Below are 15,423 nucleotides of genomic sequence, written 5' to 3' on the forward strand. Positions count from 1 at the left end.
AGAGCCTTATTCATGTTATACTTAATCAGAGGTGTCCAAAAACATGAATAAAGAACATTTATATGCGTGGTTTAAGGAAGGAACGATAACGGTTCCATCCTTTTTGTTGACTAACTATCGTACAATGGGACTGAATGAACAAGAAATGGTCCTATTATTACAATTGCAAAGCTTCATCGATAAAGGTAACCATTTCCCTGCACCATCCCAACTTTCTGACCGAATGACATTGCAGGAAACGGAATGTCTATTCTTGATCCAGCGTTTAGTCCAAAGGGGATTTGTTGAAATGGTGGTTGAGGAGAGTCAAGAAATCGGGCAGGAAAAATATTCGTTGTCCCCACTTTATGAAAAAATGATGGACTGTTTCTTGAAAACTTTGAAACAGTCAGAGTCTGCTGAAATCCAAAAAGCGGGGGAGAGCCTTTATACGATATTTGAACAGGAGTTCGGCCGCCCTTTATCTCCATTTGAATGTGAGACATTGGCAATGTGGATGGAAGACGACCATCAACCTGAGATCATTAAGTCAGCTCTGAGGGAGTCTGTCATTTCTGGAAAATTGAATTTCCGATACATCGATCGAATTTTATTCGAGTGGAAAAAGAATGGAATTAAAACCTTGGAACAGGCAAGGGAGCAAGGACAAAAGTTTAGAGCTCACCAAAAGAGGGACCGAAAGACGGAGACTGCACAACCGTTGAAGGATGTGCCTTTCTATAACTGGCTCGAGCAGTAATGTAAATTGAAGGAGAACCAATATGTTGAATAAAGCCCAAATTCGATATTGTCTGGATACGATGGGTGAAATGTTTCCGGATGCCCATTGTGAGCTGAATCACTCCAATCCATTTGAATTGGTGGTTGCTGTTGCCCTGTCAGCTCAGTGTACGGATGTATTAGTCAATAAAGTCACGAAGGATTTATTTCAGAAATATAAAACGCCTGAGGATTACATAAGCGTTCCGATAGAAGAGTTGGAAAATGACATTCGCTCAATCGGTTTGTTTCGTAACAAGGCGAAGAACATACAAAAGTTGTCGCACATGCTGATCGAAGAATACGGTAAGGAAGTTCCCAGAGATCGTGATGAGCTAGTTAAATTGCCTGGCGTTGGCAGAAAGACGGCGAATGTAGTCGTTTCTGTTGCTTTTGATGTGCCAGCGATTGCTGTGGATACCCATGTAGAGCGTGTTTCCAAGCGTTTGGGATTATGCCGTTGGAAGGATAGTGTCCTCGATGTTGAGAAAACGCTGATGGCTAAGATACCAAAGGATGAATGGTCCGTTACGCATCACCGCCTGATATTCTTTGGACGCTATCATTGCAAGGCCCAGTCACCAAGATGTGAAACCTGTCCGCTTCTCGAATTATGCCGTGAAGGAAAAAAAAGAATGAAAAGGAAAGAAGCCAATTGACGCAGTCCATATCATTAAAAGTTCCTAAAGAATTGGACCATTCTTTGTTTTTTCCTGAAAAGGAATCGATCTTGGAAAAAGAGCGGTATGCAGGTTGGAGTGAAACGATCCCATTCGAGGCTTTCCCTTATGAGTTACTTTATTATAATAATGTAGAGGCGTATGCTCCTTGGACTAAGGGGGCAATCCATGTAAAGGAACTTCTGGAAATATGGAAGGGAATTGATTCAGAATGCAGTTTGCTATTTTCTGAGCGAAAAGTGGGACAGACTTTGGGACTCATGAAGAAGGGGATCGGTTTATTTTTAACCGCAGTCTACTGGATGCATGGGAAGCCAGTGGTATTGAATGATTTCCGGGTCCAAATAGGATCCTTTAACGATATTCCGATGAATATGGATGAAAGGCTTTCATTCATCCTTGCAAGACCCGCTTTTTTTCATTCTTATAGACAGCTTAGTGAGTTGTTCCGAGAATTTGAAAAACGATATGTGAAGTTCATGATCAAAAATAAGAACAGCCAAAAAAACGTCTAAGCTAAAAGCTTAGACGTTTTTTTGTCAATCCTTATAATATTTATTCCGTATCTTTATTTGGATCTGGGTCCGGGTTAGGGTCAGGTTCAGGGGTTTCGACTGGTTTTTCCTCTTCTACCGTGCCGGGATCAGTGCCATCATCCCCGCCTTCGACGTCCTCATCACCCTTATTGCCATTTCCGTCATCCGTGTTGTTGCCATTACCATTATTATCAGTGTTGCCATTACCATTATTGCCGTTATTGCCGTTTTCGCCATTGTTATTTTTGTCTTTATCTTTATCTTTGTCTTTGTCTATATCTTCGCCTTGTTTATCCTCTTCGCCTTCAGCAGGAGTTTCTTGTTCCGGATTTTCACCTTCGGCCGGATCTTCAATCTTCTCGTCCTCGGTACCTTCAGGGTCTTCCACTTCAGCAGGTATTGTGACAGATGTACTCGCAGGATCACTTTGCTGGTTATCAACTAGAGCTACCACTGAGAAAGTATATTTACTTCCAGGGGTTGGATTAGGGATCGTTAAACTAGTATCCTTCGATTTTTTTAATACGCTCTGTGCTCCGCCGTCCACGGACATCTTAACCTCGAATTGGGTATTCCCATTACCTTTAGGATATGACCATGATAGATTGATTTCATTGCTTTCCTGGTTGTAAGAAGCGTTAATGCCAGGTGAGTCGACTTTTTCATATTCTGTCGTCACTTGTGTTGGCTCGTGACCTTTAACATAATATTCATAAGTGATTTTACTGCTTGGTGTATATTCATTGGCTTTAACTGCCGGATTCGAACCTTTGATGACTCCAACCTTCACAACACTGTCAGGTTGATCAAAGTCTTTCGTTTCTTTTGATTGAGCCATATGTTCCATTAAATTCTTAAAGATGAATTTAGGGATCCTTTGAGATGATTCGCCCAGATATTCCATTTGCTCACCAGATGCATTATCATAACCAGCCCAAACCGCAACTGTATAGTTGGTTGTATAACCCGCCATCCAGCTATCTTTTACACCGGAAGATGGGATGTTGCTCTTTGCACGCTGTTCAGGCGTGAAATTGGTTGACCCCGTTTTACCTGCTACAGGGAGACTAGGTATATTGGCTAACCTTCCTGTTCCATAAGGTTCTTTCATGACGCTTTTCAACATGTCCGTCACGATGAAAGCTGTTGAATCTTTCATGACCGGCTTTGATTCCGTCTTGTTTTTGATGGTTGTTTTATCACGTAAAACGATCTTTTTCACACTATGCGGTTCATTATAGATACCGTTGTTTCCGAATGAACTGTATGCACCGGCAAGTTCAAGTGTAGAAACATCCTTACCGCCGCCCAATGCTGCCGATTCGGTAATTTCTTTGTCGAAAGGAATGCCAAGATCAGTGGCAAAATCACGTGCCCGGTCCAATCCTACTGCTTGAAGCGTCTTTAAGGCAGGGATATTTAATGACCGTGCCAGTGCCTCACGAGTGGTTACAGTACCATAATGTCGTCCGGAAGCATTTTTAAGCGGTGTTCCATTACTGTACGTATATTCCTCATCCTTGATTTGATGGTAGGTGGACCAATTTAAATATTCTACGGCAGGGCCATAATCCAGAATCGGCTTAATGGTCGAACCTGGTGAACGCTTGGCATCCGTTGCATAATTCCAGCCGCGTTTAACCGTCGTGTTCCTGCCGCCGCCCACTGCTTTAATTTCACCAGTTTCAGTATCTAGTAATGTGACTCCAGCTTGGAGATCTTTACTTGGATAATTGATGATTTCATCACTGTTCAACATTTTATAGACATATTCTTGGGCATCTTTATCAATGGTCGTTTGGATTTCCAAACCATCGGTAAAGACGTTATAGTCACCCATATCCCCGACTTCCTCAATGACCAAATCGATGAATGCATCATAAGCAGTCGTGTCTTTTTGGCTCTTATCGATTTCTTGAAGCCCTTCTGTTATATCGATGCTTTGTGCATCTTTCATTTCCTTTTCAGTGATATATCCATGTTTATTCATTAAGTGAAGAACAATATCACGGCGTTCTTTCGCGCGTTCAGGGTGTTTATAAGGGTCATACCTGCTTGGGCTTTGCGGTAAACCTACAAGCATGGCCGCTTCGTTCAATTTCAATTCGCTTAGATCTTTTCCATAATAAGTTTGGGAAGCAGTTAAGATCCCATTGGCACGGTTTGCAAAGAAAATCTTATTCACATACATTTCGAAAATTTCTTGTTTTGTATATTTTCTTTCAAGCTGTATGGATAGCCACATTTCCTGGACTTTCCTTTTGATGGTCTTATCAGGTGTTAAATAAGAACGCTTGATAACCTGTTGGGTCAATGTACTTGCACCCTCTGAGCCGAATCCGTGTTTGACGTTGGCGATGACGGCACTGCCCAGACGTAAGAAATCCACCCCATGGTGTTCATAAAAGCGGGAATCTTCCGTAGCCAGGAAAGCATTTTCGACTAGATCAGGAATGTCTTCATAATTTACATAATCCCGGTTTTCTGTTCCGACTTCAGCTAGCAATTTACCATTTTCATCGAGAATCTTGGATGTGACCGGATCTTTCAAAAGCTTTTCGTCAAGTTTTGGAGCGTCGCTTATAAAGTAAGCCATTGCAGCTCCACCTGCAACCAGGCCTATTATTCCGATTGTAACAAGTATAAGGAAAATTCGCTTAAGCATATTGGTTGGCTTTTTAGGACCTTTATGCTGTCCCTTTTTTTGAGTCTGCCCCTGCTTTCGGCGTTCTTCTCTAGTATTATATTTTTCAGCCATTACAGCTAACCTGCCTTTCTAAAAAACTAAAAATTTTCTGCGATGAGCGAATCTACTACTTTAATATAGTCAATTCTCGGTTGAAAGCCAAGAGTAATCTTTCGTGAACTGCTTTCAACCTCTTGAAGAGTGATGGATTTACGTCCGCCTTCTTTCATTCTCTTCCAATAAAAACTCAGTTGTTCAGAACTCATTAGATATATATCTTCCATAGCGGAAAACCGGATGATGACAAACGCAATTCCGTCATGCTGAACGATATGTTTCATATGTTCAATTTGATGGTCATGAAAATTCTTCAAAGGGAACGAACTGCTGTTTTTTGTTTCCTTTGCTTCAAAATCAATGTACTTTCCTTTATAAACACCATTGTAATCGGTGGTCGATGCTTGTTTGAAATAAGCTTCTTTAATGACTGCAGCACTTCTTTTCGGATAGTGGACATCGACAATTTGAATGGGTGTCGGTTTTTTATGGATGACGGCAATGCCGTGTGCTAAATAATACTGATTGGTTTCGTTCAAATCGTCTTCCAATGTTTTTCCCCGGTTGCTGTAACTGATTTTTTTTTGTGGGCTTTTCTTTTCTTCCATAGCCTGCGGTACAAACTTTCGCCCGTTGGGATAATGAAATGCCACTTTTACCCCTCCTTTTTTTTCACTTTTCTATATTAGCAAAAAAAGAATCCAAAATGTGAATAAAAAGAATTGTTTCTTAGAACGATAGGATTTATGTACAACTAAATGTCACAATTCATCGCTATGGAAAGGCTGGACTCATAGATGCGAATATTAAAGACGGAAATGCAATTGCTTCAATCCATAAAAGTCCAAACCGCTAAAGGGAATAGGGATAATATATCAAGAACAAAAGCATATGAACAATTTTTTAGAATGCATCCGGAAATACAATGGTCTTTTTTAGCTGGTATGGTTTCTAGGAATGCAGGCTGGAATATGTGCGATCTTGAAGGGATTTGGTTTTCCCATTTGCTTGGGCTTAAATATAGGCATCACTTATTCCTAACGTATGAAGAAGCCAACTGGAGAATATTTCAAGATGCGTATCCGCAATTACTTCTCTATCATTATTCGACGAAGTATGGACGTCCTTTGTTTCACTTATGTCATTATTTTTTTATTACCAATTTCATGAAGAACGAATGGTATTCCTTTTGGAAACATGGAAATCGTAAAAAATTAGTCACTGCGCTTATCATAAATGAACAAAACATCATTGAAGAACCGGTTATTAAAAAGCAATCTTTCGTTTTTCATTCTCTATTATTTTTCCTGCAGGACTGGATGCATTTCAGCACCGTTTTATTTCCTACTTGCAATGGAGAACTGTATGGCTCGTCGGTTTCGCATTTTAGAAATTTAGATAAAAGGATTGAATTGGGGAAAAGGTTGGCTGGCCTTTTATTTTCTGAAGAATTGTTTCCGCGCTTTTTTGAATTTTCCTGCAGGACTGAACCAACGGGTGCCCGATATGATTATGAACAATATCGAAAAAAGCCTAGGTACCATGAAACCCCGATGCTGAGGGGAGTATATCCAATGATTCATCATCGGGCAGGGGAAACAGAGCAATGGGATATGAAAAAAAGGATTAAAAAAAAATGGCTCATTGAACCCAAATGGGAGGAAGACCCGCATTTGACCGATTGGTATGACGATAAACAAAAGCAGCTGCACATGGCTGCAATAATCAAAAATTTGATTTTATAATAGGAAAACAGGGAAAGCGTAGATTAAGCCTTCCCTGTTTATCGTTCAGTATTTATATCTTACGTAGAGGGGCGGTTTTCTCCACTAAGTTTCGGGTTTCCCGTTCCTGCCTTTTTAGTGGACGGCTTTTGTCGTTTTTCGTTTTTTTGCTGTCTGCTTTCATTCGACTGCATAAAATCACCTCCTGTCTGTATTCTTGTTTAAAACTGCATTCTTCATTCTGCCATTGTTGTCGAAGGGCATAATAAATTAAGTGAATTGCACTTTCTTTGCCGATTCCCTTCTAGTTTTGTCAGTCATGAAGGGCTTTCAGATAAAAAAAAGAATAGTACAGGTAAAGAATGGGAGGGATCAGCATGGTCAATAAAAGTGTCGCAACAGAAGAGATATTAAGGATGATAGCTGAGATCAGTACCAGCCTGGATCGTTTGGAAATTTCATATGGGGAAACTGTAAATACAGTGCGGTGCAAACTATGGGCGGAGCAATATACATTAGTTAATGAAGCCCAGGAAGCCATTGAGAAAGCCGAGGATTATTGGGTAAATGCTGAAAGTCCAAACCACTCCTTTTCCATTGTCCCGGAAAAAAGAATGATTAAGCACAAGGTTTTCACGGAATTGCCCGTATAAGCCGGAGGAATATCATTTTATAAAAAACTGGATTATACTAAGGGAAACAATTGTACGGAGGAATTTAATGTGCAAAAAGAAAAAATGCAGCTATTAACAGAACAATTAATACAATATACAGACAAAGCTGATGAGATTTATGAGGGTGTACGCAAGGAGGGGAAGGAAAAGGACTTCTTTTCGGAAGTCAAGCCGTTTGCAGACCTGGTCAGGACCGCATGCATCGAATGGGAAACCGGAATGAAGGAGTGGATGAAAGAAACCGACTTCAGGCATCTTTTCCCCGAGCAAATCGAACAAACCGCCCATAACCTTTCTGATGTGGCGGTTCAGGCATTTTTTCCTAAAACAAGTTATAAGCGATTTAAAAGCCACGTCCAATCGGTCGAATTCATCCTTAATAATGTGAAAACGGAAATCGATCGGATTTTATCATAAAAACACCTACACTTTATTCCCTCTTTTTTCATATATTATCAGAACCATGTAATGAAAAAAGAGGAGGGCTCATTGACATGATGAGATCCGGTTTTAACCAAATCTCCCCAAATCAAGGACAGTTTCCTCAACCAATGCCGGAATATTGGGGAGGGTACCAACAGCCTATGCCGTATCCTCCGCCCAATAATCATAATCATGAACAATCATTTATGTATCCATATCATCTACAGGATACAGGGGGCTATATGATACCATATCATGATCCTTATCAACAGGCGGCCTATCATCCATTCCAACAGGTCCAGCAGCAGGCGATGCCTGTGGGTGCTTATCCGGGCAACAGTGTAATGCAGCCGATGGCACAAATGCACCCGATCCACTCCAATCAGCAGCCGCAAGCTTTTAGTCCGTTCGCCAATCCGTTACAGCCAGCTAAAAGACCTCCGCAAAGTCAGCAGCAGGCCCATAATCCATATCCTAAGCAGCAGTTCATGCAAAAACCCCAGCCATCGGGTTTCAAATCGGTCATGAATCAATTCAAAACACAAGATGGCTCCATGGATATAACGAAGATGATGAACACAGCCGGACAAATGATGAATACTGTTTCTCAAGTATCTTCAATGGTCAAAGGAGTAGGGGGCTTCTTCAAAGCTTAAATAGTGAATAAAGGAAAAGCAGACTTATAAGTGACCAGCCACTTTTTTAAGTCTGCTTTTATTTATGCCTAATGAATTTCAATACGATTTCCCCTGACTTTGGGTAGGTTAAGCGTGAGGATGCCATCGCGATGTCGCGCGGTCACTTTGGCCTCATCAATCGGCTTTGGAAAGGAAATGGTTCTTGATAAAGTACCGGTTGTAACTTCCTTTTGGAACAATCCTTGATTTTTATGCTGTCTACCTACATGCTTTGCAGATATGGTTACGGCATGGGACAGTACATCAATTGATATTTGGCTGCGTGCAATTCCGGGCAAGGTGGCAGTAACGGTATATTCTGATTGCGTTTCGTGAACATCAACCGGAAAGCTGCGTTCTTTTGCCGAACCGAAGAATTCGTCAAGAGATTGCAGCATGCCTTTAGGGGGCCTCTCGGAAAACAGCCGATCCATTTTGTTAATGAAATGGGAAAAGGGTTCTATTCGATTCCGATTATTATTTTTTTCAGAAGAGGTCATCACGGTGCTCCTTTCTAAAAAATTCCTTTGCCTATAGGCTATGTGAGGAAATGAAGAAATGTGAATGCACTGTTGGGTTTCAGATACAGGTCTATAGGGAATAACGTTATTGAATGATTAGTAAAGGAAATGAGGGATTATTATGAAAGATAGCAAGCTTTCCTACATAGATACCGGGAAAGGTGAAGAAACTTTGTTGTTTATCCATGGATTTTGCGGAAGCCATGAATATTGGAGTGACATCATTGCTGAATTAAAGGGTGAATACAGGATTATTGCCGTTGATTTACGGGGGCATGGTGAAAGTGAGGAAATAGGGGGATCTTTCTCGATTGAAGATATGGCTGCTGATATTGCTTCAATTTTGGAAGAACTGGAAATCGGACAGGTCTATATGTTTGGTCATTCGCTTGGGGGATATATCACCTTGGCATTCGCAGAAAGGTTTCCTGGGAAATTGTCTGGTTTTTCATTGGTACATTCCACCGCTTTCCCGGACGATGAGACAGGAAAAGCGGGGCGCTTAAAATCTGTCGAGAAAATCGAAAGTGAAGGGATCCCCGCTTTCATTGACGGACTTATACCAAAGCTATTCGCTAATCCCGATGATCCTAACGTTTCCTATATAAAGGAAATCGGATATAAAACAAGTGAAATTGGTGCGATAGGGTCTTTACATGCCATGAGGAACAGAATAGACAGAAATCATGTTCTCAAAAATACAAAGCTGCCTGTCCTATTGGTTGCAGGTGAACAGGATAAGGTGATTCCCGCTGATAAAACCTTTTCTGTGAAAGGGAGCCATATCAATGAAGTTATACTTAAGGGCAGCGGCCATATGGGAATGTTGGAAGCTCCAAGCAAACTAATCGAAGAAATCATTCGCTTTGTCGAGAAGGATTAAATGAAAAAAGGCCGAGCTGGAAACGAGATGGTGACGTTTCCAGCTTTTTTTTTTTGAAAAGGAAATAGTTTCCCTTTTGCATAGAACGTTCATTCGGTAGAATAGACGTATGAGGTGGTCAAATGAAACTGCGAAAAAATTTACAAGAAGTCATCAATGATTTAAAAATAAATGAAGACTTTAAAGATAATATAGTGCATTGGCAAGTAATTGAAGCAAAAGAGGCAAAACATGTACCTTTTCCCGATGCAATGGATGATAAAATCAAGCATGCTCTTGAATTACGGGGGATTAATGGATTGTATAGCCATCAGGCAACAGCATTTGATACTGCTGTCAGTGGCAATAGCCTTGTAGCGGTCACACCTACAGCTTCTGGAAAAACATTATGCTATAATTTGCCGGTCCTTCAAAAAATACTGGAAGATGAAAAAACTAGGGCGCTTTATATTTTTCCGACAAAAGCGCTAAGTTATGACCAAAAAAGCGAATTGAATGAAATGATTCATGAAATGGATGCTGAAATAAATAGTTATACATACGATGGGGACACACCTTCAAATATCAGGCAAAAAATCCGCCAGGCAGGGCATATCGTGATCACCAATCCTGATATGCTCCATTCCGGAATCCTGCCCCATCATACGAAATGGGTCTCTTTGTTTGAAAACTTGAAGTATGTGGTAATCGATGAACTTCATATCTACCGGGGCGTTTTCGGAAGTCATACAGCCAACGTCATAAGAAGGTTAAAAAGGATTTGCAAGTTTTATGGAAGCGACCCTGTATTCATTTGTACTTCCGCTACGATCAATAACCCAAAAGAATTGGCAGAAGAGCTCACGGAAAAACAAATGGTCCTTATCGATAATAACGGAGCCCCAAGTGGGAAAAAGCATTTTGTGTTTTACAATCCCCCAATAGTAAATAAACCGCTGAACATACGAAGGAGTGCGGTTTTGGAAGTTCGGAAACTGGCAAATGAATTTTTGAAAAATAAAATTCAAACGATCGTATTTGCGCGAAGCAGGGTTCGTGTGGAAATTCTATTGACATATTTACAGGAACTTGTGTCAAAGCAATTGGGGCCAAAATCGATTAGAGGCTATCGCGGTGGATATCTGCCAACACAGCGCAGAGAAATTGAACAAGGCCTCAGGGATGGTTCCATTTATGGAGTGGTTTCCACAAATGCACTTGAGTTGGGCGTCGATATCGGCCAGCTTCAGGTTTGCATAATGACTGGTTACCCTGGATCCATATCGAGTGCATGGCAGCAGGCGGGACGAGCAGGAAGAAGGCATGGTGAAGCATTGATCATCATGGTCGGCAGTTCAAGTGCCCTTGATCAATATATCGTACAGCATCCCGAATATTTCTTTACCAGAAATCCAGAAACTGCAAGAATCAATCCGGATAACCTTTTAATCTTGGTTGATCATGTAAAATGTGCAGCATATGAGCTTCCATTTAAAAAAGGCGATACGTTTGGGGAAACAGAGATTATGGACGTTCTTGAATTCCTTACGGAAGAAAGGGTCTTACACTTAAATGGGGACAAATGGCATTGGATGAATGATGCTTTTCCAGCAAGCAATATCAGCCTGCGTTCAGCGGCACAGGAAAATGTCGTGATCATCGATCAAACGAATGCACCGGTTAATCGGGTCATAGGGGAAATGGATACGTTCAGTGCAATGACCCTCCTCCACGATGAAGCCATTTATTTGCACCAGGGAATTCAATTTCAGGTGGAAGAACTTGATTGGGATGAAAAGAAAGCTTATGTACGTGAAGTCAATGTGGACTATTATACGGATGCTAACCTTGCCGTTCAGTTGTCTGTATTGGAAGTCGATAAACAGCGAACTTTCGCTTCCACAGCAGCTGCTTTTGGTGATGTCGCAATCCGGGCGATGCCTACGATCTTCAAAAAAATCAAGTTCGAAACTCATGAGAATATTGGTTCAGGACCAATCAGTCTCCCGGAGATGGAACTGCACACGAGTTCAGCCATGCTTTCCATGGATCCCGATATATTTAAGTGGGACGAAAATCGGATAGAACAAGGAATGATAGGTGCCTCCCATGCTCTTAATTACATGATTCCACTGCATGTTATGTGCGATCCGCATGATATTCATGTTTATCCGCAGGTTAAGGCAGCACATAATGAAAAACCGACCATTTTTATCTATGATAGTTATCCGGGAGGCATAGGGTTAAGTGATAAAGTATATGAAAACTCTGAAGTCATTCTGCTTGAAACAATATCAATGATCGAAAATTGCGCTTGTGAAAGCGGCTGTCCTTCCTGTATCGGGACGGAATCCGCAACGAAAACAGCCAAGAGTGATGCCAAACAATTATTGGGTCAATTTTGTAAGCAAAAACAGTAGATCGCAGAGATAAGTGAAAAGAGGTGTAATTTCATGTCATTAAAAAATAAATTGAACCGTATGAAAACGCATATGAACCTAGGGAAACATCCTTCTCCCGTTGAAGAAGATGACCGGACAGTGAATGAAGAAATTCCTTACTATGAAAAGTGGCTGGAGAACGATACCGTTTCCTTTCACTTCGATGGTGACTATTGTTTCATTAGGGAAGTCCGCTACCCTATAAATCACAAACACGGGTTATATGCATTTTCCGAGCTGAAAAAGGTTGTAGAAGAATGGAATCAAACTTCATTGGAGCATCCTCTATCCGCTAGGGGCGTTAAAAGTGAAGATCTGTTTTTCTTCGATACGGAAACAACAGGGCTTGGAGGGGGAACCGGCAATACCATTTTTCTACTTGGCTATGCTTATTTAGAAGGTGAAGAAGTAGTCGTGAAGCAACATATCCTTCCGCAGCCTGGAAGTGAAATCCCGCTTTATCAAAGCTTTCTGGAAAACATCAATTACGAAACGCTTGTCACATATAATGGTAAATCGTTTGATTGGCCCCAGTTAAAAACCAGACATACCTTGATAAAAGAGCATGTACCGAAACTACCGGAATTCGGACATTTCGATTTATATCATGCTTCAAGACGCCTTTGGAAAAACAAATTGGAACGAGTGAAATTATCAGCGGTCGAAACAGATATTCTAGGTGTTTATAGGGAGGATGATATTCCTGGATATTTGGCGCCGATGATTTATTTTGATTTTGTTGAGCGGAAGAATCCGGAAATTCTGTTTGGAATCATGAGGCATAATGAATTGGATATCTTATCATTGATCACATTGTATATTCATTTGTCCCGAAAAATCCTCCAAATCGATGGATATACGGAAGAGTCCATGGAAATTGCACGATGGCTCGCTTATTTGGGAAAAAAAGAGGAGTCAGTTGAGACATATCAAAAAATATTGGAAGCAGGAAATGAGGAAGATCGGATAATCGCTGGCCATGCCTTAGCCTTCCAGAAAAAGAAGCAAAAACTATTCAATGAAGCTTTGGAAATTTGGAAGGAAGCCGCCTTAAAAGGAAATGTGCAAATAAGGATACAGGCACAGATTGAATGTGCAAAATTATACGAACATCAATTTAAGGACGTCGGACTTGCTCTAAAATGTTCAATAATCGCACTTCAAGAGATGGTGAGCGAAGGGACCCTACCAAGGAAAAAACAGTTGGAATTGGAAAAGAGGATTCATCGGCTCGAAAAGAAAGAGCAATCTAAGGGTATTTCTATATAATATATGGGAATTTAATTGCTCTGTTAGTGCAAAAGGCTGAAAATAAAAAATATGTATACAATTATTGTAGCCTTCAACTATTATGTGTAAAATGTAAAGAGTTGAGGGTGAAATTCTGAAGCGTTCATTTCATTCCTTTACATCATAAATTCAAGGTGAAAGCGGAGCGAAGAAATGTATAAAACGACTTTATTTCTATTTTTTGTTGTCCTTTGTTTAACGATTGTATTATTTACTTCTTTAAAAGACAGTCTCTATTCCTTTTTATAGAAAATTACCCTCCGTACATTTGAAGGGATAGCATAAATATAATAGTGTACTTATCGACAGCCATACATCGTTTTATACTTATTCTGTATAATTAGGTTATTTCATCAGTACACGTATCCCCTTTTTTTCATATTCTGTAATGGTAAGACTAAACTTATCATGATGAAAGGGGACGTATTATAAATGTATTTTCGTAATAGTGGAGGAAATAAACCCAATGTAATGGGAGCATACGGGAACGCACCTGGAGTAATGGGCACATCAACCGGTAAACACCCCCATAACGTAATGGGCGCAGCAACCGGCAAACACCCCCATCACGTAATGGGAGCATCAACCGGTAAAAAGTCCAACGTAATGGGAGCCTATAGTCCATCGGCTGTGTCTCCAGCACAATATGGTCCATCGGCTGTGTCTCCAGCGCAATATGGTCCAACACAAACATTTCCATCTCAAGTTGCCCCAGCGCAAGTCTCTCCGACACAGCAATTTGTCAATACGAATGTATCGAACACAGTGATTCCTGTCGTTCATCCATCACATACTACAAATGTCAATAAACATGTGAACACGTTTAAACATTATTTCCCGCATACTCAATCCGTGGTGAACGAGTGCTATAATCAACACTTGATTTGTGGAAGGCCGCCGCAAAACCCATGCTGCTGTCCGCCTGGACATTTCGGATATTAAAAAAATAAGGGGCTTATTAAGCCCTTATTTTTCTTACATAATCATGATAAAGGAGATTAGCCAAGCTATGAAGGTTTTGTATATGACGGGCTATAAGGCTTTTGAATTCGGGATATTCAAAAATGACCATGAAGCCGTAAAGTATATAAAGAAAGCGATGAAGCAGCGTCTCCTTCCATTGGCGGAAGATGGGCTGGAATGGGTGATCATCTCAGGTCAGTTGGGTACGGAGCTATGGGGTGCAGAAGTGGTGTTCGAATTACAGGAGCAATATCCTCAACTTAAATTAGGAGTGCTTACCCCTTTCCTGAAACAGGAAGAGTCATGGAACGAGACGAATCAAGACTATTACCGATCCATATTGGCCCGTGCCGATTTTGTTGAGTCCATTTTCAATAAACCATATGAAGGGCCACAACAACTGAAAATCAAAAACAGGTATATGGTCCATAAAAGCGATGCCATGCTCATCATTTTCGAGGCTGAAAAAGAAGGATCATCCCGATATCCGTATTTCGAGGCGATGAAAAAAGCCGAAACACAGCCATACCCCATCTTTCAGATAAACTTTGATGATCTACAACTGGCTGCGGAAGAAGCGAGCTGGTCCGAAGAATGATGGAGTGAAAATAATTATGGATTAAAAGTTGTTTCTAAAGCATAATCATATTATTATGAAATTTAGATACAGATTTAATGGGAATACATAACGTTCACTAAACAGTATGCATACAAAAAGGTGTTTCGTTGACAAATCCAAGCAGATTTGAAAAAATAATAAAAAGTCCATTGTATTGGCGAAAGTATTGAGGTGAAGTCTTATGCTATCCGATAAGATAAAATTAACGGCTAAAGATATTCTTGAAAAAGATTTTAAAACAGCCATGCGCGGTTATAAACCTGAAGATGTGGATCAATTCCTTGATTTGATCATTAAAGATTATGAAGTGTTCCATCAGGAAATCGAAGATCTTAAACAAGAAAATCTTAAATTGAAAAAACAAGCCGAAGAGAGTACAAAACGTCCAAATCAACCTGCTGCTCCTAGTGCCACTCCGGGAACCACTAACTTTGACATCCTTAAACGGTTATCAAACTTGGAAAAGCATGTTTTTGGTAACAAGCTTTTTGACTGAGATTTTACATTGTAA

The 15,423-nt window shown here is 40.6% G+C and carries 16 protein-coding genes; 13 read left to right on the plus strand and 3 right to left on the minus strand.

The genetic code is table 11. The features are described from left to right. The first annotated feature begins 43 nt into the window (after positions 1 to 43). The 3 genes from ACQKFG_RS06815 to ACQKFG_RS06825 are packed head-to-tail and all read left to right on the plus strand — an operon-like array spanning position 44 to position 1,954. Positions 44 to 739, plus strand: a complete 696-nt coding sequence (locus tag ACQKFG_RS06815; protein ID WP_427557278.1) for a DnaD domain-containing protein — start codon at positions 44 to 46, stop codon at positions 737 to 739. 22 nt (positions 740 to 761) lie between these two features. Next, positions 762 to 1,418, plus strand: coding sequence for an endonuclease III (nth, locus tag ACQKFG_RS06820; protein ID WP_076365732.1), 657 nt, complete (start codon positions 762 to 764; stop codon positions 1,416 to 1,418). Further along, entirely contained in the window at positions 1,415 to 1,954 is a 540-nt protein-coding gene (locus ACQKFG_RS06825; RefSeq protein WP_192205306.1) for a YpoC family protein, read from the plus strand. The genes nth and ACQKFG_RS06825 overlap by 4 nt, the downstream gene beginning before the upstream one ends. 40 nt (positions 1,955 to 1,994) lie before the next feature. On the opposite strand, the gene ACQKFG_RS06830 is transcribed toward ACQKFG_RS06825, so the two are convergent. Both ACQKFG_RS06830 and recU read right to left on the minus strand, forming a co-directional pair. Continuing rightward, entirely contained in the window at positions 1,995 to 4,733 is a 2,739-nt protein-coding gene (locus tag ACQKFG_RS06830) for a PBP1A family penicillin-binding protein (protein ID WP_192205305.1), read from the minus strand. A 26-nt stretch (positions 4,734 to 4,759) separates the two neighbouring features. Continuing rightward, a complete protein-coding gene (gene recU, locus ACQKFG_RS06835) occupies positions 4,760 to 5,371 on the minus strand; it encodes a Holliday junction resolvase RecU (RefSeq protein WP_192205304.1) in 612 nt (203 codons plus the stop codon). 144 nt (positions 5,372 to 5,515) lie between these two features. On the opposite strand from recU, the gene ACQKFG_RS06840 reads away from it, so the two are divergent. From ACQKFG_RS06840 to ACQKFG_RS06855, 4 genes are all read left to right on the plus strand, one after another. Next, positions 5,516 to 6,463, plus strand: coding sequence for a DUF2515 family protein (locus ACQKFG_RS06840; RefSeq protein WP_427557283.1), 948 nt, complete (start codon positions 5,516 to 5,518; stop codon positions 6,461 to 6,463). A 356-nt stretch (positions 6,464 to 6,819) separates the two neighbouring features. Next, on the plus strand, positions 6,820 to 7,095 hold the full coding sequence (locus tag ACQKFG_RS06845; RefSeq protein WP_192205302.1) for a hypothetical protein: 276 nt from the start codon (positions 6,820 to 6,822) through the stop codon (positions 7,093 to 7,095). Between the two features lie 69 nt (positions 7,096 to 7,164). Continuing rightward, positions 7,165 to 7,533 (plus strand): YppE family protein, encoded by a 369-nt coding sequence (locus ACQKFG_RS06850; protein ID WP_192205301.1) that lies wholly within the window; start codon positions 7,165 to 7,167, stop codon positions 7,531 to 7,533. 77 nt (positions 7,534 to 7,610) lie between these two features. Next, positions 7,611 to 8,195, plus strand: coding sequence for a YppG family protein (locus ACQKFG_RS06855; protein ID WP_427557287.1), 585 nt, complete (start codon positions 7,611 to 7,613; stop codon positions 8,193 to 8,195). A gap of 68 nt (positions 8,196 to 8,263) precedes the next feature. Here ACQKFG_RS06855 and ACQKFG_RS06860 read toward each other — a convergent pair whose 3' ends face one another. Then, positions 8,264 to 8,716, minus strand: a complete 453-nt coding sequence (locus tag ACQKFG_RS06860; protein WP_192205300.1) for an Hsp20/alpha crystallin family protein — start codon at positions 8,714 to 8,716, stop codon at positions 8,264 to 8,266. Between the two features lie 142 nt (positions 8,717 to 8,858). On the opposite strand from ACQKFG_RS06860, the gene ACQKFG_RS06865 reads away from it, so the two are divergent. The 6 genes from ACQKFG_RS06865 to gpsB all read left to right on the plus strand — a co-directional run bounded on the left by ACQKFG_RS06865 (position 8,859) and on the right by gpsB (position 15,408). After that, the gene (locus tag ACQKFG_RS06865; RefSeq protein WP_427557291.1) at positions 8,859 to 9,620 is read left to right on the plus strand and encodes an alpha/beta fold hydrolase; all 762 of its coding nucleotides are present in this window, start codon (positions 8,859 to 8,861) and stop codon (positions 9,618 to 9,620) included. Positions 9,621 to 9,742: 122 nt separating this feature from the next. Beyond that, a complete protein-coding gene (locus tag ACQKFG_RS06870; RefSeq protein WP_342614094.1) occupies positions 9,743 to 12,019 on the plus strand; it encodes a DEAD/DEAH box helicase in 2,277 nt (758 codons plus the stop codon). A gap of 33 nt (positions 12,020 to 12,052) precedes the next feature. Next, positions 12,053 to 13,309: a ribonuclease H-like domain-containing protein gene (locus ACQKFG_RS06875; RefSeq protein WP_427557295.1), complete on the plus strand. Its 1,257-nt coding sequence runs from the start codon at positions 12,053 to 12,055 to the stop codon at positions 13,307 to 13,309. A gap of 453 nt (positions 13,310 to 13,762) precedes the next feature. Continuing rightward, positions 13,763 to 14,272, plus strand: a complete 510-nt coding sequence (locus ACQKFG_RS06880) for a CotD family spore coat protein (RefSeq protein WP_427557298.1) — start codon at positions 13,763 to 13,765, stop codon at positions 14,270 to 14,272. 67 nt (positions 14,273 to 14,339) lie between these two features. Further along, the gene (locus ACQKFG_RS06885) at positions 14,340 to 14,891 is read left to right on the plus strand and encodes a DUF1273 domain-containing protein (RefSeq protein WP_349728079.1); all 552 of its coding nucleotides are present in this window, start codon (positions 14,340 to 14,342) and stop codon (positions 14,889 to 14,891) included. A 202-nt stretch (positions 14,892 to 15,093) separates the two neighbouring features. Beyond that, complete coding sequence (gpsB, locus tag ACQKFG_RS06890) at positions 15,094 to 15,408, plus strand: cell division regulator GpsB (RefSeq protein WP_192205295.1); 315 nt, start codon at positions 15,094 to 15,096, stop codon at positions 15,406 to 15,408. The last annotated feature ends 15 nt before the right edge of the window (positions 15,409 to 15,423 follow it).

The sequence above is a fragment of the Peribacillus sp. NPDC076916 genome (assembly GCF_050269675.1).
In the GTDB taxonomy this organism is placed as follows: Bacteria; Bacillota; Bacilli; order Bacillales; family DSM-1321; genus Peribacillus; species Peribacillus aracenensis.